Origin of the sequence: Bacteroides sp. AM41-16 (genome assembly GCF_003603495.1) — a bacterium.
Lineage (GTDB): Bacteria > Bacteroidota > Bacteroidia > Bacteroidales > Bacteroidaceae > Bacteroides > Bacteroides uniformis.
In genome coordinates this window covers 20,831-43,122 of record NZ_QTNE01000026.1, presented here as the reverse complement: position 1 = coordinate 43,122, position 22,292 = coordinate 20,831, and the positions used below count along the sequence as shown (strand labels likewise).

At 47.7% G+C, this 22,292-nt stretch carries 14 protein-coding genes and 1 tRNA gene; 2 read left to right on the top strand and 13 right to left on the bottom strand.

The window, feature by feature from the left end:
- Positions 1 to 8: 8 nt before the first annotated feature.
- Complete coding sequence (gene upp, locus DW896_RS18940) at positions 9 to 668, top strand: uracil phosphoribosyltransferase (RefSeq protein WP_119993701.1); 660 nt, start codon at positions 9 to 11, stop codon at positions 666 to 668.
- Here upp and DW896_RS18935 read toward each other — a convergent pair.
- The 8 genes from DW896_RS18935 to DW896_RS18900 form a co-directional block, all read right to left on the bottom strand.
- Positions 611 to 1,699, bottom strand: a complete 1,089-nt coding sequence (locus tag DW896_RS18935; protein ID WP_005830721.1) for a hypothetical protein — start codon at positions 1,697 to 1,699, stop codon at positions 611 to 613. The genes upp and DW896_RS18935 overlap by 58 nt on opposite strands.
- Positions 1,700 to 1,711: 12 nt before the next feature.
- The gene (locus tag DW896_RS18930; RefSeq protein ID WP_008662563.1) at positions 1,712 to 3,100 is read right to left on the bottom strand and encodes an MBOAT family protein; all 1,389 of its coding nucleotides are present in this window, start codon (positions 3,098 to 3,100) and stop codon (positions 1,712 to 1,714) included.
- A 3-nt stretch (positions 3,101 to 3,103) separates the two neighbouring features.
- Positions 3,104 to 3,346: an acyl carrier protein gene (locus DW896_RS18925; protein WP_005830717.1), complete on the bottom strand. Its 243-nt coding sequence runs from the start codon at positions 3,344 to 3,346 to the stop codon at positions 3,104 to 3,106.
- A gap of 8 nt (positions 3,347 to 3,354) precedes the next feature.
- Positions 3,355 to 4,863, bottom strand: coding sequence for an amino acid adenylation domain-containing protein (locus DW896_RS18920; RefSeq protein WP_008662567.1), 1,509 nt, complete (start codon positions 4,861 to 4,863; stop codon positions 3,355 to 3,357).
- 301 nt (positions 4,864 to 5,164) lie between these two features.
- Positions 5,165 to 6,847 carry a SusD/RagB family nutrient-binding outer membrane lipoprotein gene (locus DW896_RS18915; RefSeq protein WP_008662569.1) on the bottom strand — a complete coding sequence of 561 codons (1,683 nt, stop codon included), beginning with the start codon at positions 6,845 to 6,847 and terminating at the stop codon, positions 5,165 to 5,167.
- Between the two features lie 31 nt (positions 6,848 to 6,878).
- A complete protein-coding gene (locus tag DW896_RS18910; protein WP_371413399.1) occupies positions 6,879 to 10,259 on the bottom strand; it encodes a SusC/RagA family TonB-linked outer membrane protein in 3,381 nt (1,126 codons plus the stop codon).
- 629 nt (positions 10,260 to 10,888) lie between these two features.
- The gene (locus DW896_RS18905; protein WP_005834397.1) at positions 10,889 to 11,893 is read right to left on the bottom strand and encodes a 2-oxoacid:ferredoxin oxidoreductase subunit beta; all 1,005 of its coding nucleotides are present in this window, start codon (positions 11,891 to 11,893) and stop codon (positions 10,889 to 10,891) included.
- A gap of 99 nt (positions 11,894 to 11,992) precedes the next feature.
- A complete protein-coding gene (locus tag DW896_RS18900) occupies positions 11,993 to 13,840 on the bottom strand; it encodes a 2-oxoacid:acceptor oxidoreductase subunit alpha (RefSeq protein WP_009037628.1) in 1,848 nt (615 codons plus the stop codon).
- A gap of 165 nt (positions 13,841 to 14,005) precedes the next feature.
- On the opposite strand from DW896_RS18900, the gene DW896_RS18890 reads away from it, so the two are divergent.
- Positions 14,006 to 14,077, top strand: a tRNA-Arg gene (locus DW896_RS18890).
- A gap of 65 nt (positions 14,078 to 14,142) precedes the next feature.
- Here the strand turns inward: DW896_RS18890 and secDF are convergent.
- From secDF to DW896_RS18865, 5 genes are all read right to left on the bottom strand, one after another.
- Positions 14,143 to 17,142, bottom strand: coding sequence for a protein translocase subunit SecDF (gene secDF / locus DW896_RS18885; RefSeq protein WP_008662577.1), 3,000 nt, complete (start codon positions 17,140 to 17,142; stop codon positions 14,143 to 14,145).
- 83 nt (positions 17,143 to 17,225) lie between these two features.
- Positions 17,226 to 19,310 (bottom strand): M3 family metallopeptidase, encoded by a 2,085-nt coding sequence (locus DW896_RS18880; RefSeq protein WP_009037630.1) that lies wholly within the window; start codon positions 19,308 to 19,310, stop codon positions 17,226 to 17,228.
- Positions 19,311 to 19,345: 35 nt separating this feature from the next.
- Positions 19,346 to 20,446 carry an endonuclease/exonuclease/phosphatase family protein gene (locus DW896_RS18875; RefSeq protein ID WP_005834432.1) on the bottom strand — a complete coding sequence of 367 codons (1,101 nt, stop codon included), beginning with the start codon at positions 20,444 to 20,446 and terminating at the stop codon, positions 19,346 to 19,348.
- Between the two features lie 92 nt (positions 20,447 to 20,538).
- The gene (locus DW896_RS18870; RefSeq protein WP_009037631.1) at positions 20,539 to 21,429 is read right to left on the bottom strand and encodes a rhomboid family intramembrane serine protease; all 891 of its coding nucleotides are present in this window, start codon (positions 21,427 to 21,429) and stop codon (positions 20,539 to 20,541) included.
- Positions 21,410 to 22,093 carry a rhomboid family intramembrane serine protease gene (locus tag DW896_RS18865; RefSeq protein ID WP_005830648.1) on the bottom strand — a complete coding sequence of 228 codons (684 nt, stop codon included), beginning with the start codon at positions 22,091 to 22,093 and terminating at the stop codon, positions 21,410 to 21,412. The genes DW896_RS18870 and DW896_RS18865 overlap by 20 nt, the downstream gene beginning before the upstream one ends.
- Positions 22,094 to 22,292: the final 199 nt, after the last annotated feature.

Genomic DNA, 22,292 nt, shown 5'->3' with positions numbered 1-22,292 from the left:
CTATAATTATGAAGGTTATCAACTTTGCCGAGACAAATTCTGTCTTGAACCAATACGTGGCGGAAATTCGTGATGTAGCAGTCCAGGGCGACCGTATGCGCTTCCGCCTTAATATTGAACGCATTGGAGAGATAATGGCGTATGAAATGAGTAAGGAACTGACGTATTCTGTCAAGCAGGTACAGACTCCCTTGGGGGTGGCGTCGGTCAGCACACCCGATGACGAGGTGGTGATTGCCACTGTTTTCCGTGCCGGATTGCCTTTGCATACTGGATTCTTGAATATGTTCGACCATGCCGGGAACGCTTTTGTTTCCGCTTACCGTTATTATAAGGATAAGGAATGCCGTACGGTGGATGTACACATCGAATACATCGCTACTCCGGATTTGTCCAAGAAGACATTATTGATTGTAGACCCGATGCTTGCCACGGGAGAAAGTATGGAATTGGCCTGGAAGGCCTTCGTCACCAAGGGGATGCCGGCCAAGTTGCAGATAGCTTGTGTCATAGCCAGCCAGCAGGGCGTAGAGCATCTGGAAAAGCTGTTCCCTGGAGATGAAGTGACCTTGTGGTGTGCAGCAATCGACCCGGAGATGAACGAGCATTCCTATATCGTTCCCGGGCTGGGAGATGCCGGAGATTTGGCGTTCGGTGACAAGATATAAGGTTCATATATCTTTTCCATCAGCCTTTTCCCAAGTGCGGGCCTATAATGACCCGGTTCATAATAATTGTGGATGTCTTCCGTGTATTCGTTGATACCGGTGAAATCAAATACATTCCGTTTTCCGAAGAAGCGCTTCAGTGTCTTTACGTCGGCAGGGTTTATGTTGACTTGCAGGTAGTCGGGACTGATAATGATTTTTACATCGGTATCATGTTTCCGGCAAATCCACTTTATTTCCTGCAACAGATTGATTTGCTTTTCCCTGAGCACTTGGGGGGCTTCCCGGTATTTCCCGTCTCTATAATTCTTCATTTTCTCTTTGGTGAATTCTCCTTTCCGGTTTTCCCAGTACTTATCTCCCTCTTCCTTTATCATTTTCTCTCTGGGATTTAACACGTCATTGGTTACCGGGTTTCGGGTGGAGCCATAGGGGTTTATAACCCCTTTCATGTAAGGGCGATAGGTATGGAACAGCTTGTAGTCCAGATAGGGGAAGAGAAAGTTCGGGTAGAAGAAGGCTTGGCAGAATTCCTTCTGAAACTTGAAGCTGCTTATTCCCGATATGGCGGGTGGCAGAATGTTGGAATGTCCGGTCAGGCAACGGTCGTTGTGCAATGATTCCTTGTCGATAATCAGCAGCAGGTTCTTGATTGTTGCACCTGCCTTGTCCAGTGCCTTCAGCTTCAGGCAGACGGCGGCAAGGCTTTCGGCATTTCCGAATAGCCGTACGGCTCTTCCGCCGTGGAGGTATTTCTCCCATTCATGGCATTGATAAGCCATAGTGCAGGAGTTTCCCATGATATAGGAGTCGATGGGGATGGTATCCCGGTTGTTCAGATACATCTGCCACCCCACGTGCCCTTCGTTTAGTACAACCGGGGTTTGGTCGTATCGTTCATAGTTCTTCAGGACCATGAAAGGGTCGTCCAGGAAATAGACTGCCAGTAGGGCTATAAAAGGGATAAAAAGGATAAAGAGCTTTTTCATGAAACGTATGGCTGCGTTCCGTTCGCTGTTTTTCTTCATCATGTGTCTTTATTGTCAAAATTGTAAATATATGAAGCTGTCCGAGTTGAACTGTCCCAGTGTGAAAAGTATTATGGCGAGCAGATAATAGATACTCCATCTTACGGCTGCCGGCTGTCGTCCGAGGGCTTCTAGCAAATCATGCTTGGACATGAAATATTCGTAAACCAATATCAGTACGAGTGCGCTTCCTGCCACAATGCTGTTGTGGTCCGGCATTCCGATGTTCATTTCCTTCCAACTGTAATGTACGCCGAAGGAGAGGTGGCTGATGTAGTGGAACGCTTCGGCCATAGAACTTGCCCGGAAGAATATCAGAGATACGGCAAAAAGTAGGTAGGTCCTTACGACGGATAATGTGGCATATAAGCGGCTTCCCAATTGGGCTTTCAGTCTGCGGTGAAATGCTGTGGTCTTCATCTCGTAGAAGATGATGACACCTTGAATTAGTCCGTAGACAGCGAAGTTCCATCCGGCACCATGCCAGATACCCAGTCCCGTGAAGGTCAGCGCCAGACTTAGAAATACGCCCCATTGTCCCCATCCACGCAGGTTCGAGGACAACGGGAGGTACAGATAGTCGCGTACCCAGAATGAAAGCGACATGTGCCATCGGCGCCAGAAGTCGGCAGTGGTCTGTGCAATGAACGGCCGGTTGAAGTTTGGGCTGAGCTTGAATCCCAGCATGCGCGCTCCTCCCAATGCGATGTCGGTATATCCGGAGAAGTCGGCATACAGCTCTATCGGATATAGGAGGCATGCCATCAGCAATTGCACGCCCGAGGCTGTGTATACCGACCCGAAGACACCGTCTATGTATGGGGCGATGGAGTCGGCCAGTATCAGTTTCTTTATTAGTCCCACGACAATCAGTCTCATTCCGTAGACCATGGATGTATAGTCCGTGGCTTTGCAGGACTTCAGTTGGGGGAGCATGTCACTTGCTCTTTCTATGGGACCGGAAAGGAACTTCATGAAGAAGAGCATGTATATCATGAAGTCGGGCAGGCTCTTTTCCGGTTCTTCTTCTTGCCAGTAGATTTCTGTCAGGTACGAAATGGCCTGGAAAGTATAGAAAGAGATTCCCAGTGGAAAGAGAATGTGGCAGTTTGTAAGCCGGTCAGCATACCGGAATGCCAACCAGCTTACAACCAGAAAACACACACCTGAAAAATAAATTCCCTTCATGCCGCTTTCCCGCTTGGCCTGTCCTATCCATTTGCCAAGGTAGAAGGTGGTAAGCGTGAGGATGAGGGCCGTTATCAGAAAAGCGAGGTGGTAGAAGCCTATGAAGAGGCAGCTGGCTGTCAGTAAGGTCGCTTTTCTGAATCGTGAAGGAAGCGTATGGTATAGAATGAAAGTACACGCAAACAGTACGACGAAGTTCAGGGATATGAATGACATTTCCTAGTTGGTTTTGGTTAAAATGGCATGGCAGATGTCTCCCACGTTTTTGAGTTTTACAATATCTCTGAAGGTGAAGCGTACATTGAATTTCTTCTCTATCTTGTTTATCAGTTGCATGTTGGTCAGTGAATCCCATCCTTCCACATCCTGGGCGGTGGTCTCATTGTCAAGTACAATGTTCTCTCTTTTCAGTACCTCCCGAAAGATGAGGCTCATTTCATTCAAAATAGTCTGTGTATCCATTGTCAAGTTTAAATTAGTTCTTGTATTTTCTTTCTGTCTGTTTTGCTACTGGTGTTCAGCGGAAACTGTTCCAGGCAATGCATATGCTTGGGAATCATGTAGTAGGGAAGCCTGCTATACAGATATTCCTCCATCTGCTGTTTGTCGAGCTGTTTCTTCTCTACGACGAGATGTAGTTCGCACTGATTGCCGTTGTCGTATTTGGGAATGACGACTACACGGCATTCACCGTTGAAAAAGTTTTTTGCCACATGTTCAATCTCGCTCAGCTCGATGCGAAATCCTTGTATCTTTATCTGTGAGTCTTTTCGTCCGCAATAGATGATGTCACCGTCGGCATCCATCCGGCAGAGGTCTCCCGTCTTGTAGTATACTTTTCCATTGGCGGTCTCTACGAGGCATTCCCCGTTTTTTTCGGGAGCATTCCAGTATCCACCCATCACTTGATTGCCGCTAATCCATAGTTCGCCGGTTTCTCCGGTAGGCAGCGGGCGACCGTCGTTATCCATAATTAGGGCATCGATGCCTTCGAAAGGCCTTCCGATAGCGGTCATGCCGTTGTGATGCTTGCAGGAGGTGACGGGTATCCGGTAGGCAGTGCAGTAGATGGTTCCCTCTGTCGGTCCGTATAGGTTTATGAAAGAGGCATTGGGGACACATTTTCTGAAAGCATCCAACAGCTCTGCGTCAGAAGCCTCGGCAGTAACCACTAGATATCTAAGTGCGGGGAGGTGTATCTCCGGAAAATAGGGACGTAGCAGCTGGAGCAGTGAAGGGGCCACGGCAGCGAAGGTCAGGTCGTATTTTTCCAGAGTTTCAATTACGTTGATGTATTTCACGCCTTCCGGAGAAACGGTGTATATGCAAGCACCCAGCGTCAGCGGATATAGAAAGGATACGATGGAAACGTCAAAAGTGAGTTCGAACATCTGCAGCATCCGGTCGTTCTCGTCCAGTTGCCAGCCGAGGCGGTGGTAGGCGGTATAGAAAGCATTCAGGTTACGGCGGGAGATGGGTACTCCTTTGGGTTCGCCCGTGCTTCCGGAGGTAAAGATGATGTAGGCATTTTCCTCTTCTGCCGTATGGAGGATGTCTTCTGCGGCATGGAACGTGGCGGAGTTCTCTGCCTGCTCTATTTCGGAGGTACATATCAGTTCCAGATTCCGGGTGTCGAGGTTCAAGACATGGATATTCTCGGTATGCAGCACGAGGCGAATGCCTGCCGAGTCGGCAATTCTGTCGTTCCTATGTTTGGGGTAGGAAGGATGCAGGATGACGTATGTCTTTCCGCAAATCAGTGCAGATAGTATGGATGCGTATGTTTCCAGTCTGTTTTCTGCGACGATGCCGATAATTTTGTCTTCTCTGTCCTTGAATAGGGAGGATATTTTCTGTACGCAAGTTGCCAGCTCTCCATAAGTGCAGGCCGTGTCTTCGATGACGAATGCCGGTCGGTCGGCATATTTGCCGAAGGCTTTCATGATGTCGCCAATCAAGTCATTTGGATACTTTTTCATTTAGTCCGTTATGTTATAGTTCAGTTTTTGCGGAAGCGATGTTTGTCCGTCGTTCATTAAAGACAGTGGTTTCCCGCAATCTCCCTACCGGGAAATCCTTAAGATTTCTAAAAAAGGAGGGATACTGTTCGGAATAAAAGAAACAGAGGGGGCAAATACATACTCACCACAGGATAACACGGATTAACACTGCTAAAAGCTCTTTATTATCAGAACTCCTAAGGCAATCTGTGTTAATCCGTGTTATTCTGTGGTGAGTATGATATACTCTTCGGGCAAAATGGGTTTGCGAACAAAGTCCTTATTTTGCCCAGAACAGTTTGTGGTAGTAAGTGTCTTCGGCTGACACCTCTTTATAGTAGGGATTGTAGTTGACTTCCGTATTCGGGTATCTCCAGCGGTTCGGCACATTTGTGATGGTACCGGCCACTTCGGGGAAGGCCAGGCCGGACGGATAGCCGGTACGTCGGATATCACTCCATGCCTCACGACTGGCTAGGAAACCGAAATGCAGCCACTTTTGGGTAATGATAGCATCCAGCTTGTCTGCATATTCCGTGCTGTTCCATTTGGCAGCAGCGAAAGAGGCTGTTTCTTCGGCAGTGGGGGCATTATACCGGCGTGCGTTTTCACCCGTACTTACCGAGTCGTAATAGTAGTAAAGCGTGATGGACTGGCTGACAGCCTTTTTGAACTCTTCTTCCGCTTTTGCTTCATTCTTTGCCACTCCATACCCCATTTCATAGGATTCCGCTTTCAGGAAATGGATTTCGGGTGAGGCCATTATCAGCATGTCGAATTTATCGTTTTCCCAAAAGAAACCTTTCTGCGTGATTTGTGAGAAACCGGTGTTGCTGGTATTGACTTCGTCTTGTGCCTGCGAGTTGTAATATTCCGTCAGCTCATCTGCCACGGTAAGGTCTGTGCCCAGATAACGGTGTTCGTCCAATTGACCGGTGTTTTGGTTGGTAATCTTCACGGGATTGAAGTTGAGCAGGATGCGCGGGTCGTCTTCTCCTTTCACATAAACGCCGCTCAGTGGGTCATTGCTGGTCATATCATAGTTGCCATGGCCCAGCATGCGGTCGATGATGGCGCCCGAAGCAAGTCGGTTAGTTACCCAGTCACCCAGTCCGTGGCCTGCGGTGAAGTTCAGTTGCCCAGACTTCTGGTTGACAATGAGAATGTTGTTTTCTTGTTCCTCTATCAACGGATAGGCTGACGGATTTTCCAGGATTTCCTTGATGGCGGTACGGCCTTCCGCCTGCAAGTCTCCTTGCGCGGCTACGCGCATGGCAAGGCGCAGTCGCAAGGAGTTTGCATAGCGTTCCCATTTGTCCATGTCCCCGTTGTTGATAAAGTCTTGTGTATTGAAGTTCCTCGGTGTGGGGATGGAACGGAACCGTGGAGCAATTTCTTTGAGCTCATCAAGAATGGTTTTATAAATATCCTCGGCCTTGTCATAATGAGCATACGATTTACCTACATCGTTGGTAAGCGGCAGCGTACAAGCTTCCGAGAAAGGCATATCCCCGAAAACGTCCACTGTGGCGGCAAAGAAATCGTACAACTGTACTTTGGCGGCAAGATAGAATGCCTCGTCCTGGGCTTGTTCTGCCGCGCTTTCTTCCTCGTAGAGAGATTCCAGCTTACGGAACTGGGCCAGTGCCGAATACACATTGTCCCACTGTCCGTCAATAGCGGGTATATAGCCGGGGGTATACATATCCGTAGTGTTGGAGTAGCCGAAGGTTTGTGCATACTTGCCCGTAAACTGTGAATCGAATCCGAAGAACCGGTTGTATTCGTAAACATCATAGTCCTTTACTTTTTGGAAGACTCCTACCATCAGATTACTGATGGTGACTTGGGTTACTTTGGAGGGGTCTTCGTATTTGCTGTCGAAGTCATAATCCGTACAGCCTGATGTTGTCAGGAGGAATGCTCCCAATGAAACAAGAGATAATATCTTTGTCTTTTTCATACTCTTTTTTGTTTTTTGGATGGTTGTTTTGTCAGAAACTTGCACGAAGTGAAACACCGAAACTGCGGGTAGCTGTGGTAGAACTTCCCACGGTAGCCTGGTTGGTCCAGGATGTTCCGACGGACGACTCCGCATCGTAGTTTTTCAGTGCTTTGTAGAAGTAGAAGAGATTACGTCCGAAGACCGACACACTCAGCCGGCCCAGTCCCAGTTTGGAGATCATCTTTTCGGGAAATTGGTAGCCGATGGTCAATTCACGCAGTTTGACATAAGAATTGTCGAATACCGAATGGCGGTATGTCAGCTGTTCGGCCTCCGTTCCCCAATTATAGGTGGTGTTGTAGTAATAGCCTGCCGGAATGATACGTGTGTTTCTTTCGCCAGTGGAGGCCACTACACCCGGAAGAATGATGCCGTCGTGGTAGATTATCTCTCCGTTGGGGCCGACACCCGTGGAAGGGTCTACTTGTACCGGAATTCCGCTGGAATTGTTGTCGCCCGGATAGTAATAGGATAGTCCGCCGTGTTCCGTATCACGGTACTTCAGGGATTCGGGTGTCAGACCCACTGCGGTGGCATATTGGTTCATTTCGTTGATAACATCTCCTCCGATGCGGAAGTCGATACTGAAATCGAGGAATACATTCTTGTAGGAGAAAGAGTTGAATAGACCTCCTACGCCTGCCGGATTGATGTTGCCGACTTTCTGCAATTCGGTTTGGTTGAGGTAAAGACCTTTATCGGAAACGAGGTACTCACCGTTTTCGTTCACCTGGGGAACCTGCGCATAGATGTCACCCATTGGCTGGCCTTCCACAGCTTGTATTTTTATTCCACTACCTCCGGAGTTGAGTATTTCCAGATAGGGCACTCCATCGGCCAGTTTCACTACTTTGTTCTTATATACACCATAGTTGGCTGTCAGGTCCCAGCGGAAATCTCTGGTCAGTATGGGAGTGGCACTGATTGATATATCCCAGCCGTGGTTGGCTACCTCGCCCACATTCATCAACACATTCTTTACGCCTGATGTGGAAGGTTGCGGCGTGGAGAGTATCTGGTCCTTTACACGGTTGTTGTAGTAAGATACATCTATACCCAACCGGTTGTTTAAGAACTTGCTTTCCAGACCTATCTCGTATTCGTACTTCTTTTCCGGACGGATATCTGCATTCCCCCATGAAGAGGGAATGGTGTTCCAGGTGAATCCGTTGTCCGAACCTTGCTCGTAGACGATATTGGCGGTATAGGTTTCAGGAGCATTTCCTACGATACCGTATGAGAGGCGCAGTTTTCCATAGTTCCACCATGACGGCATGTGGAAGGCTTGGGTGAAGAGGAAACTCAGATTGGCGGAAGGATAGAAAAAACTTTGGTCTTTTAGGGTAGACGAGCGTTCCTGGCGTCCGGTCAGTTCAAGGAATAGATAGTTGTCCCATCCCAGGCTCAGTGTACCCATATAGCCGGTTTTCAGTAGTTCCATACGTTGCAGGGTACTGCTTGGCGTGTAGCGGCTGGCATTGAGGTCGAACCAGTTTTCCGTGACAAGCCCGCCATTGGTGGAGACCCTGATATTGTTCATATTTTCGTAGCGTCCGGTCCAGCCTACGGTGGCGGCAATGTCGAAGCGGTTGATATTATAGTTGAAGTTCAACATAACATCTCCATAGACAATGTCGTAACGGCGGTTGATGGACTGGAAGCTACCGTTGGGGTCGTATAGGGAATTGGGTTGTTCGCTTTCATATTTCAGTGTTTGCTTCACATCTGTGATATCAGTTGAAACCTGGGCGCGCAGACTCAGCCAGTTGGTTATCTGCCAGGTGGGGCGAATCATACCGATGAGCCGGTTCTCTGTCTCGTCGCTATGGTGATGGTACATATTCCACAGCATGTTGTTCACTCCGGTGGCGTAACTGGGGTCGTAGGCCCATGATTCCTCAGGAGTCAGCGTGGCGTTTCCTCCGACAAAGGTATTACGGTATCCCAGACTGGTGACGTAACTTTGTTTCAGATAGGGAATGTCCAGGAAGGTGGAGAACATGTTGCCGAAACCGCTGTATAGGTTGAGCGAGGTTTGCGGGCGGTCTTCTACATTCTGTACGATGTAGTTAAGGGAGTATTCCAGTTTCAGCGGTTTCGCCAGTTGATACGAACCGGTCAGCTTGAAGTTGTGTTTGGTGAAGCTTCCGGTCAGGGCATTGGGAATCTCGTCCATGAATGTGTAGGAGAAGCGGTTGCTGGTGGTTTCCGTCCCTTGTGAGATGGCGAGATTGTAAGTCTGGGTCCAGCCGGTGCGAAACAACTCTTTCCACGGGTTGTCGGTCAGTGCCTGGTAGGGGCGCATCTTCCCGTCCCAGTAAAGTACCTCGCTGCCGTCGTATTTCGGGCCGAAGGACAAGGTGGTGGAACGGAGGCTTTTGTAGCTTTGTCCGTTTAGGGTTCTCTGATAGAAGCCTCCCGTCTGTTTCTCATAATCGCTGTATGCGGTGTTGTAGGTTCCCGGCCCGTATACGGTCTGTACTTTTGGTAGATAAGCCGGTAAGTTTGCCATGACTTGGGCATTGAAGTCCACCGTCAGCTTGCCGCTTTTGGTGCGCTTGCTAGTGATGACTACCGCACCGTTTGCAGCCTCCGAGCCGTAGAGAGCTGTGGCGGAAGCTCCTTTCAGAATACTGAGGCTCTCGATGTCCTCTGGGTTGATGTCTACCAGACCATTGGAACGGATTTGTCCGTCGTTGCCAAATTCGGCGAAGTCCGTGCTTTTACCCGTGCCGCCGTTGCGGATGGGTACACCGTCCAGAATGATGAGTGGCTGGTTATTTCCAGTGATGGAAGTCAGTCCGCGTACGTTGATGGAGACAGCTCCGGCAGAACCGCCTTGTGTCTGTGTGATGCGGACTCCCGGTGCTTTACCGTACATGGCAGAGGCAAAGTTGGGTGCTCCTGCCTTTACCAATTCGTCTGCACTGATGGTACTGATGGCATAGCCGACACGTTTCGTGTCTTTTTTGATACCCATTGCCGTTACTACGACTTCTTTCAGTTGCTGGGTATCTTCGCTGAGTGTAATCTTCAGGTCGCCTTGCTTTTTTCGTTTTGCCAGGTTTATCTCCCGAGTAGCATAGCCCATGTAAGCGATAGAGAGTGTTGCATCTGCAGGAACGGTCAGTGTGAAGTTGCCGTCCACATCGGTAATGACGCCGTTGTTGGTGCCTTTCTGTATGACGCTGGCACCGATAAGCGGTTCTCCCGTTACATCTCTTACAATGCCTGTAATGGTTCGGTTCTCTTGTGCAAAGGCTGTTCCGGTGAAAAGAAATGTTAATAACCAACTTGCAATAATCAAACTTTTTTGGAAGTGCGACGCTGAATGTGGAATGTCACACCGTTTTCTCATCCTGATTTTCATACTACTGAAAAATAATTGATTTATCTTATTATAAATGTTACGTCCTTTCGGCAGATATTTTAGCAAGAGGTATGCCAAACGAAAGGCAGACTATCCTTTTAAGGATGAATAATGTTGATAATCAATTGCTTATTTTCTATCGGGAAAAAGGGAAGTTCGGGTGTTTGTGGTGTGGAGATGTGGAAAAAATCCACAGTAGGTATTCCACAATTTCCCTCTCTTCCCTTGAAGTCTTGTTGTCGACCCTTATTGGTAGCCTTGTTCATCGGAGGTATGCTCTATCACTACAATAAAATCTGGTGCAGTTGCAGTGGTTGCATTTTTTTTCAGGGTGGGAGTGTTTTTGACCTTTATCCGGGAAGGATTACTCGAACGAAAGAGCTATCAGCCTGCGGTTTGTGAGATTGATATTAAGCCAGTATAAATCAGAGAATTACTTTCAAAATGTGACTACTATGGTTACTGTGGCAAATATAGTTATTCTTGATGGAAGAACTGCATGTTTGGCGTAATAAGTATCTATGTTTGGGAGAGAAAGGATAGGGAGGTACTCTTACTTTTAGGAAATTAATATCATGTTTGCACCTTATTTGTTTCGTGCAAACATGATATTAATAAATCTTAGTGGTTTATTTTACTTCCCACGTATCATTCGTCATCAATAACTCCTCGAAGTTGTGATACTTCTTCTTGGCAGACACCTCTTCGATTTGTTCATGAACAGCATCGTCGTAAGTAGGAGCTTCCACATCGCGGATAACACCGAGTGCAATCGGGAAGTCGGGACCTTCCATCAGGGCAAGCTTCAGTTGCAGGGTGTTGTCCATGCAGTGGGCATCGTGGATGAGGATATCCTTCTCTGTAATGCCGTTCTCACCGAGTTTCACGACTTTTAGACCAAAGCCTTCCTGCATCAGTCCGTATTCGTTGTTCTCGCCGAAGAGCATTGGTTCGCCGTGTTTCAAGTAGATAGCATTCTTGGCGCGGTCTTCCTTTTTGGCTACGGAGTCATGCGTACCGTTATTGAAGATAACGCAGTTTTGCAGAATCTCGCAAACGGAAGCCCCTTTGTGAGCCATGGCTGCCTTCAATATTTCCACTGTCCCCGGAGCATCGGTAGCTACCGCGCGGGCAAAGAAACGGCCGCGGGCACCGAAGCAAAGCTCTGCCGGGTGGAATGGATCTTCTACCGTACCATAGGGAGACGACTTGCTGACGAAACCACGTGGAGAGGTCGGAGAATATTGACCTTTGGTCAGACCGTAGATGCGGTTGTTCAGCAGAATCATGTTCAGGTCGATGTTACGGCGTACGGCGTGGATGAAGTGATTACCGCCGATGGCCAGACCGTCACCGTCGCCGGAGATTTGCCATACCGTCAGGTTGGGATTGGCAACCTTGGCACCTGTAGAGATGGCAGCAGCACGTCCGTGGATGGTCTGCATCGCATACGTATTCATGTAATAGGGCAGACGGCTGGAGCAGCCGATACCTGAGATGACGGCATTCTCCCAAGGAGCTTTGCCGATTTCTGCCATTGCTTTGTGCAGTGAAGCCAGAAAGAAGTGGTCACCACAACCCGGACACCAACGGGGTTGTCCTTTTTTATAGTCTTTTGCTGTATATTCGCACATAATCTTTTTTAATTGATAGTTGATAATTGATAGTTGATAATTGGTGGCTGGTCATTGATAATCCGCATATTACGCATGGTTATTATCAATTGTCAACTGTCAATTATCAATTAATTTATTGAACGCTGCGACCAGCTCGGCAACGACGAACGGTTGTCCTTTGACTTCGTTGAACTGGTACGGGGTGAAGTTGTCTATCTTCATACGTAGATAACCTGCAAATTGTCCGAGATTCTGTTCGGCAACTACCACCTTCTTGTACTTCTTCAGAACGGTTTCCGTGTTCTTGGGGAGCGGATTCAGATAAGTGAAGTGGGCGAGGGCAACCTTCTTGCCTGCCTTGTTCATCTCTTCCATGGCCGAATACAAGTGGCCGTATGTACCGCCGAAACCGACAATCAGCAAATCGGCATCGTCTGCACAGCCTTGCACTTCTACATCAGGTACGGGGATTTTGGCAACCTTCTCGGCACGCAGGTGGCACATCAAGTCATGGTTTTCGGGATCGGTGGAGATGGCACCGGTATTGCTGTCTTTCTCCAGACCGCCGAGGATGTGCATATAGCCTTCTTGTCCGGGGATGGCCCAATAGCGGACACCTGTTTCGGGATTGCGTTTGTACGGAGTATAGTTGTCCTTCATTTCGGAAGTCACGTAGGGAGGGGTGATGGCGGGATAGTCTGCCAGTTTGGGCAGCTTCCAGGCGCCGGAGCCATTGGCAACAAAGCCGTCGGTCAGCAATACGACCGGGGTCATGTGCTCCAGTGCAATTTTGCTTGCCATGTAGGCTGCGTCGAAACAGCTTGTGGGTGAAGAGGCGGCGATGACGGGCATTGGGCTTTCACCGTTGCGGCCGAACAATGCCTGCAACAAGTCTGTCTGCTCTGACTTGGTGGGCAGACCGGTAGAAGGACCGCCACGTTGCACGTCGAGCACAACCAGCGGAAGTTCTGTAATGACTGCCAGGTTCATAGCTTCCGATTTCAGGCAGACACCGGGACCGGAAGTGGAGGTCACAGCCAGCGCACCTGCAAAAGCGGCGCCGATAGAAGTGGCGCAACCGGAAATCTCGTCTTCGCATTGCACGGTCATCACGCCCAGAGACTTGTGCTTGGAGAGTTCGTGCAGTACATCGGTTGCCGGAGTAATGGGATAGGAGCCGAGGAACAGCTTCAAGCCAGCCTTTTCAGCTGCGGCGATGAAACCGTAAGCAGTTGCTTTGTTCCCCGTGATATCCATGTATCTGCCGGGAACGGTAGTCTTACTTTCAATCTTATATGTATGGGCTACGGAAGCATGGGTGTTGTGTCCGTAGTTATATCCTGCATGGATGACCTTGATATTTGCCCCGGCAATTTCGGGCTTTTTGGCGAATTTCTCGCGGATGAAATCTTCGGCTATTTTCAGATCGCGGTTGAACAGCCAGCATACCAGGCCTACTGCAAACATATTGCGGCATTTCAGCATGGACTTGTTGTCCATTCCGGTGTCGGCAAGGCAGTCTTTCACCATCTTCGAGATGGGGGCGGCGATGACATCCTGCTTAATACCCATTTCCTCTATCGGATTATCGGTCTTGAAAGCGGCCTTTTCCAAGTCTGACTTCTGGAAAGCATCTGTATCGATGATGATACAAGCAGTGGATTTAGCAAACTTATATTGGGTTTTCAGTGCGGCGGCGTTCATCGCTACCAATACGTCGCATTTGTCACCTGGGGTATAGACTTTCTCTGCACCGATATGTACCTGAAAACCGGAAACACCGGTGAGTGAGCCTTGCGGGGCGCGGATATCTGCCGGATAGTCGGGGAATGTACTGATATCATTGCCCACGGTAGCCGAAACTGTTGAAAAGATGTTGCCGGCGAGCTGCATACCATCGCCGGAGTCTCCGGAGAAGCGGACTACCACTTGCTCCAGTTCTTTGACCATCATGTCGTTTGCCATAACTTACGAATTACTATAGATTAATTTTTGGGGGTTACTGTATTCTATCACTGACCGACAAATTTCGTAAAGTTAATCGGATTAACAAAACTTTTTTCGGAAAATCGACAGAATACATTATCTTTGCATCCGCAATCTACTGCAATATGCAGAATCTATGCAAAAGGTCTTGTAGTTCAACGGATAGAATAGAAGTTTCCTAAACTTTAGATCCGGGTTCGATTCCCGGCGAGACTACAAAAAAGGAGGAAATCCATTTCGGATTTCCTCCTTTTTTAGTTTATAGTTTTTTGTCCAAATTCTTATTTGGCTACTTCTACAGCTGGTTCGGTACCTTTTTTGTTCTTCATCAGCAGATATGCGATAGGAGATGCAACGAACAGAGAAGACAGTGTGCCGAATACAACACCCAGAATCATGGCAAATGCGAAGCTGCGGATGGAATCACCACCGAGGATGAAGATACACAGTAACACAATCAAAGTACTCAGTGAAGTATTGATGGTACGTGCCAGAGTTGTGTTCAATGAGTCATTGAACAACTGGAATCTGTCACGCTTCGGATAGAGGCCGAAGAATTCGCGTACACGGTCGAAGATTACCACCTTGTCATTGATAGAGTAACCGATAGCTGTCAGGATGGCACCGATAAAGGTCTGGTCGATTTCCAGAGAGAACGGCATCCAGCCCCAACAGATAGAGTAGGCACCCAGGATGATGATGGTATCACAAGCCAATGCGGCTACTGAACCGATACTGTATGCAATATTGCGGAAACGGATCAGGATATAAATACCGATGGCAATCAATGCAAGTACAACGGACCAGATGGCTGAAACCTTGATATCGTCTGCGATACTCGGACCTACCTTCTGGGAACTGATGATACTTCCGCCCGTATGGTTTTCACGGTCGATGAAGGTTTCCAAAGTGATGTTCTGAGTCAGCAACGGTTTCAGTGTTTCGTATAAGTATGCTTCGATTTCAGAGTCAATGTTGTTACCTTCTTCTTCGATACGGTAGTTGGTACTGATACGTACGGTCTTACCGTCCGTACCGATGGCGATAACGCTGACATTGGCATCGCCGAACTTGCTGGAGATAAGCTCGCGAACTTGTTCCGGCTCTACCTTATTCTCAAACTGTACTTTGAAGTTACGTCCACCAGTGAAATCGATACTCTGGCTCAATCCACGGGTAGCGAGGAAAGCGATACATATCACTATGATAGCTCCCGTAGTGGTCAGCCACAATTTGTTCTTGCCCATGAAGTCGAAGTGTGCATTCGCCATCAAGTTCTTTGAAATCTTGGAAGAGAATGTCAGATTCAGCAGTTTGTCCTTGCTCATGAAATGGTCATAGAACAGACGCGTCATGAATACGGCAGTAAAGAACGAAATCAAGATACCGATAATCAATGTAGTGGCAAAACCACGGATAGGACCTGTACCGAAGTTGAACAAGATAATACCGGTGATGATAGACGTCAAGTTGGAGTCGAAGATAGCAGAGAAGGCGTTGGAGTAACCGTCAGCCAATGCTTTCTTTACACCCTTGCCTGCACGGAGTTCTTCTTTGGTACGTTCGTAAATCAATACGTTGGCATCTACAGCCATACCCAGTGCCAACACCATACCGGCAATACCGGACATCGTCAATGCTGCTTGGAAAGAGGAAAGGATCCCCAATGTGAAGAACAAGTTCAGCACCAAAGCACCATTGGCAACCATACCCGGAATGAATCCGTACATAGAGCACATGTAAACCATCAGCAGAATCAATGCTACGATGAATGACATGATACCGGCATTGATGGAAGCTTGTCCCAGTGAAGGACCTACGATATCTTCTTGTACGATGTGCGCAGGAGCTGGCATCTTACCTGATCTTAACACGTTTGCCAAGTCTTTTGCTTGTTCCGGAGTAAAGTGACCGGTAATCTGTGAGTTACCGCCAGTGATTTCATTGTTTACGTTCGGTGCGGAATAAACATAACCATCCAACACGATAGCGATGCTCTTGCCGATATTCTGTTTGGTGAGCTGAGCCCAGCGACGTGCACCGTCAGTGTTCATAGACATACTTACGGCAGGTTTACCGTAATGGTCGTATTCGTCTTTGGCGCTAACCACTACATCACCTTCCAGAGGCGCCTTGCCGTTACGTTCTGTGGAACGGATGGCATAAAGTTCGAAAGTCTGAGCTTTCGGATCATATTCATAAGGAGATACTCCCCATTTCAGACGCAAGTCTTTCGGCATTTCGGCCTGAACTTCCGGCATGGAAAGGTATCTGTTGATTTCAGCTGTATCCTTGTAGTTGGCATAGGCTACAACAGGACCTTGTCCGCTGGGGTTGACTTGCAAGATTGCGAACAGCGGGTGTTCTTTCTTTATTTGTGCAAGGTCAGCGGTTTGTGTCTTGTTTTCACCCTTTAAAGCAGCGGCAAGACTGTCGGCTGTGCTGGTAGCTTGGGCTACGGCAGGAGCTTCGGTAGCTGCGCTGTCTGCCTCTTCTGCCGGAGTTTCGCTTGCAACGATGGCACGCAACTTGGTGTCGGCAGCTTGCAGATAGGGAGTAACGTCTTTTGCTGTGTATGTTTCCCAGAATTCCAGATTGGCAGAACCTTGTAATAATTTTCTTACACGTTCAGGCTCTTTGATACCCGGAAGTTCTACCATGATACGGCCCATTTTGTCTTCCAGACTCTGGATATTGGGCTGAACTACACCGAAACGGTCGATACGGGTACGAAGTACATTGTAGGAGTTGTCAACAGCTGCCTTTACTTCTTCGCGCAATACTTTCTCAACTTCCGCGTCGGTAGATTTCTGAGTTACCTTGTCTTTTAATTGTTGGGTTGCGAACAGCTGTGACAGCGGAGCACCCGGAGCAAGCTTGTGATACTCTCTGACGAATAGGGTGATCACGTCATCCTGGCTTGTGGTAGCTTGCTTGGCGGCAGTGGCCAATGCTTGGTTGAATGCTTCGTCAGTCTTGTTGTCAGCCAATACTTTGATGACATCGGGTACGGAAACTTCAAGGATGACGTTCATACCACCCTTCAAGTCCAAACCTAAACTGATTTCCATCTCACGACATTGTTTCAGCGTCCAATTGCCGAAATACACTTTCTCATTAGCCAGAGAATCGAGGTAGTCCTGCTCTACTTTCACATCGCCTTTTGCAAACTCTTTGGCCTTACTTGTGTAATGGCGAGTTACAAAAGAGAAGGAGAGATAGAACACACACACCAGTGTGAGCAATATCGCAAAAACCCTTACAAATCCTTTGTTTTGCATGTTACTTTTAGTTTATTATGATTACTTTTTAATTAAATTCTGTTGCATACAAGGCTGCAAATATAGCTTTTTTTTCACAAATCTTACTTCATACCGCGATTTTTTAACATCGGGTCTAATTGAGGCTCAGTTCCTCTGAAGTTTTTATAGAGAGTCATCGGGTCTTCGCTGTCTCCTTTTTCCAGAACATTCTGGCGGAAGAGGTCGGCTGTCTGCTTGTCGAAGATACCGTGTTCCTTGAAAGCTTCGAAGGCATCGTTGTCCAGAACATTGGCCCAGAGATAGCTGTAGTAGCCTGCAGCATAACCGCCGATGATGTGGTTGAAGTATGTGGTACGGTAGCGGGGAGCTATTTCCGGAATCAGCCCCAGTTGGTCCATCGCTTCTTTTTCGTATGCAACGACATCAAGATCTTCGGTATCAGTCAGGTTATGCAGGTTCATGTCGAGGATGGCGGCGGCCAGCAACTCGGTAGTCATGAAACCCTGGTTGAACGTTTTCTGGTTCAGTATCTTTTCAATCAGGCTGTCGGGAATGACCTCGCCGGTCTTGTAATGCTTGGCATACATTTTCAACACTTCGGGTTCGGTAGCCCAATGCTCGTTGATTTGAGAGGGGAGTTCCACGAAGTCGCGTACGACATTGGTGCCTGAAGTACCTTTATACTGGCATTGGGTCAATAATCCGTGCAGGGCATGGCCGAATTCATGGAACAAAGTTTCCACTTCGTCGATAGTCAGCAGGGAAGGAGTGTCGCCTACGGGCTTGGTGAAGCTGCATACGTTGCATACCAATGGACGTATGCTGCCTTGTTGTTCGCGGTAATTGCTCATCCAGGCACCACCGCTTTTGCCGGGACGGGGGAAGTAATCTACATAGAAGATACCTACTTGTGAGCCGTCTGCGGCTTTCACTTCAAACACTTCTACATCGGGATGATAGACGGGGATACCTTCGAGCTTTGTCAGCGTGATGCCATAGAGCTTATTGGCAACGGCAAAGGCGCCTTCACGTACGTTTTCCAGTTTGAAGTAGGGCTTAATCTCTTCTTCTTCAAGGTTATATTTCTCCTTACGGAGTTTTTCGGTGTAGTACCACCAATCCCATGCTTCCAGTTTCTCTCCTTTGCCTTCCTTGTCCATCAGCTTTTGCAGTTCGGCTGCTTCGGCTTTTGCTTTGGGGAGTGCATAACTCCACAAGTTGTTGAGGAAGTCCATCACGGCGGTGGAATTCTTTGCCATTGTATTGTCCAATACAAAGTTGGAGTAACAGTCGAAACCCAGCAGTTGCGCCTTTTCAAGTCTCAGGCGTACGATGTCGGCAATGATTTTCTTGTTGTCGTTCTTGTCATTGTTATTGCCGCGGTTGATGTAGGCCTTGTACATCTGTTCGCGTAGCGGCCGGTTGGCGGAGTATTGGAGGAAAGGCAGGCGGCTTGCATTATGGAGGGTAAACAGCCATTTGCCTTCCTGTCCGGTGGCACGGGCTTCAGCCATGGCGCTTTCGCGGAACCATTGGGGAAGTCCGGCGAGGTCTTCCTCTTTTCCTACATAAAGCTTGAAGTCGTTGTTTTCGTTCAGGATGTTGTTGCTGAACGTGATTCCAAGTGTGGAAAGCTGCTTGTTGATTTCACGCAGACAGGCTTGTTTGTCGGCCGGAAGATTGGCACCGGAACGGATAAATTTCTTATGGGTTTTTTCCAGCAGCCTTTGTTGTTCGCGGGTCAGGCCGAGAGCATCTTTCTGGCTGTAGACAGCATCCACTTTCTTGAAAAGCTCCTGGTTGAGGGAGATGTTGTCTTCATGTTCGGCCAATGTCGGAGCCAGTTTCATGGAAAGGGCTGTCAGTTCATCGGTAGTTTCGGCCTCCGTCAGGTTGAAAAATACACCGCCTACACGGTCCAGGGTGGGAGAGCTGTTGTCGAGGGCAACAATGACATTTTCGAAAGTAGGGGCTTCCGTATTGTCAATGATGGCTTGGATATTGGCGTTCTGCTCTTCTATACCTTTCTGGAATGCGGGTTCATAGTGCTCCAACTTGATTTTATCGAATGGAGGCACGCCATTGGGTGTTTGAAACTCAGTAAGGAACGGATTGCTTTCCGTCTGGGTGGCACAGGAGTACATCATACAACTTGCTGCTAAAATTAGAATACATTTTTTGAACATTGTTTTCTAAGTATTAAATGTTTAAGTATTAATTTTCAATATCTCTTAGTGATATAGCACCATATCGGATAGTGGTCTGACTCTTTGATGGAGCGGTCTACTGTACAATTGTAGGCTCTCAGGTTCTTGCTTGTCAGTATGTTGTCTATCCGGAAATAGAATCTGTTCTGGTTGTAGGAGATGCCCAGCCCCCGTCCTGATTGGGTGAATGCGTCGTCCAAATCCTGGGCGATGGTGCGGTGGGTATAGGAGATGGGGGTATCGTTGAAATCGCCGCATACAATAATGTAAGGATGCGGTGAAGCGGCTATTTCATGTGCAATAGTGTCAGCTTGCGGGGCACGGATGGCCGATGCTTCTGCCAGCTTGCGTATGAGCAGGCGTGCGCCGCTTTTCACTTTTTCCTTTTCGGGAGATTTCAGCATGTCTTCGTACACGACTTTATCGGCTTTGGTCAGCTTGTTGGACTCCAGATGATTGTTGATGAGGGTAACCGTGTCTTCCCCAATCTTGATTTCATAGAGTACCGAACCGTTGTATTCGCTGGGATAATCCAATATGCGTGACGAGAGAATCGGAAATTTAGAGTAACATGCTATCTTGTTGGTATGTCCCTTTCCGCTACCCACTGTGTTGATGCGGTGGTATGGATATGCCTTGAGTTCCCGCTCTACGTCTTTTTGCGAAAGATGCTTTGAGGATTGTACTGTGGAATATTCCTGCAGACAGAGGATATCGGCGCCACTTTCCTTCAAATAGGTCAATATCGGGTTTTTGCCATCTTGTTTGGCGGCACCGTCAAATCCCATAATGTTGTAGGAGAGCAGTTTGATACTTGTTTCCGGTAAGTGGTCTGTATGGAAGTTGATGGGCAGATAGGTGCGTATCTGCGAATAGCAGAGCAACATCCCTATTAGGGGCAGCAAAGCCGACCTATAGCGCTGGATGACCAGCCAAAAAATGAGGAAGCCGGCATTTATCATCAGGAACACGGGAAATGTCAGCCCCAGGCACGATTGCACCGGATGTGTGACCGGCTGGATGTGCGGACTATAGGCGGTGAACAGTAATAGGCCCGTAAATAAGGCATTGACCGCTAAAATCAGGAGAGCGACAAAATTACCGAGATGCTTCATTATAATAGTTGAAAATTGAAAGGTGAAAACTGAAAATAAGAGTGGCGGTTATATTCTCATTTTTCATTTTCCGTTTTCCATTTTCCATTGGTTTAACGTTTACTCGCGTCGAACAAGCTTTTCTTTTCCTCTGTAGTAAGGCTTTCGTATCCCGATTTCTTTAATTTGTCGAGAATGCGGTCTATCTCGTCGGATTGGGCTTTTTTCCGTGCGTTGTAATCATAATCTTTTTGTTTGCCAGTACCGTAGTGTACTTTCATTTTCGGCTTTCTGGGTTTGAAGTTGACGATGGAAACTAAGGTATCCAGACATTTGTTTATCCATGAGGTCAGGTCACTACCTTTGCTGAGGCTGGCGGCAAACCATACCCCTGCCAGCGCACCTCCTAAATGTGCGATGTGTCCACCGGCATTGCTGGAGGTGATGAACAGTAAATCGGTGCCTATAACGATGAGTGCCAGGTATTTCAGCCGGATGGTTCCGAACAGCAGTAGCCGTATCGGATAGTTGGGCTCGCGATAGGAGGTGGCGGCTACAATGGCAAGTACAGAGGCAGAAGCACCCAGCATGAAAGAATAGTCTGTCATGGGACGGAAATACGGGAAAATGTTATAGGCGGCCATATAGAGCAGACCGCCGCAAATTCCTCCCAGAATGTATACACCCCGGAGATGCTTTGCAGAGAAGAAACTCAGGAACAGTGCACCGAACCAGTAAAGCCACAGCATATTGAAAAGAATGTGCATGAATCCTGCATGCATGAACATATATGTCAGTAGTGACCATGGTTGCAGGATGAAGCGTATGACTGATGCCGGCAGTTCCAACCATTCGAATACGCCTGCTATGCTCCGGTTGAACAACTGGAACATGACTTCGGTTAGCGTAGTAAGTATGAATACCGCTACATTGATGTAAATCAGTTGGATATAAATGTTCCCCCTACGGAAGGTTTCTTTCAAATCAGTTATAATAGTAGCCATTTCCTCTGTTCTTTTTTCTCCAGTACATAATTAGGATAAAGCCGAATACCATACCACCCAGATGTGCGAAGTGAGCCACATTGTCTCCTGCACTGTTTGCAAATCCGGCATAAAGTTCAATCAAGGCATATCCGATAACAAAATATTTGGCCTTGATGGGAACCGGTAACGGGAAGATGAACATTTGCTGGTTGGGGAACAACATGCCGAATGCCAGCAGAATGGCGTATACTGCTCCCGAAGCTCCCACGGTAGTCATCATATTGAGATATTCCTCCATCGGGATGATGGCCATGCCAGTATTTACGCTGTCATAGGCGGAAAGTACTGTCTCATAATGAATATACTGTACCACCTCCTGGATAATTCCGGCTCCTATACCGCACACCAGATAGTAGAACAGAAATCGTTTTGGCCCCCATACCTGCTCTAAAATACGTCCGAACATCCATACAGCAAACATGTTGAAAAATATGTGCGCGAATCCGGCGTGCATGAACATATATGTTATCAATTGTGCTGCATTGAAATCTTCGGCAAGGAAAAAATGCAATCCCAGATATTGGGCGAGGTCGATGCCGTAGCTTTGGGCGACGATGGTACCCAGAAACATCAGCACATTAATGATTAAAAGGTTCTTGGTTACAGTAGGTATAGTATTCATAATCTGTTGTTTCAATTCATTTTACAGTTCAAAAACAGTTGCCTGTTTTTGCTTTCTCCGGCAAAAATACGAATAAATTCTGTTCTATAACAGAAAAAGCAGATTCTATTCCTTCTTTTTCGTTGTTTTCCAATATTTTTTTAATGTTTTTATTTGATATTCAGAAATATTGCTCTATTTTTGTGGAGGTTTGTGATGA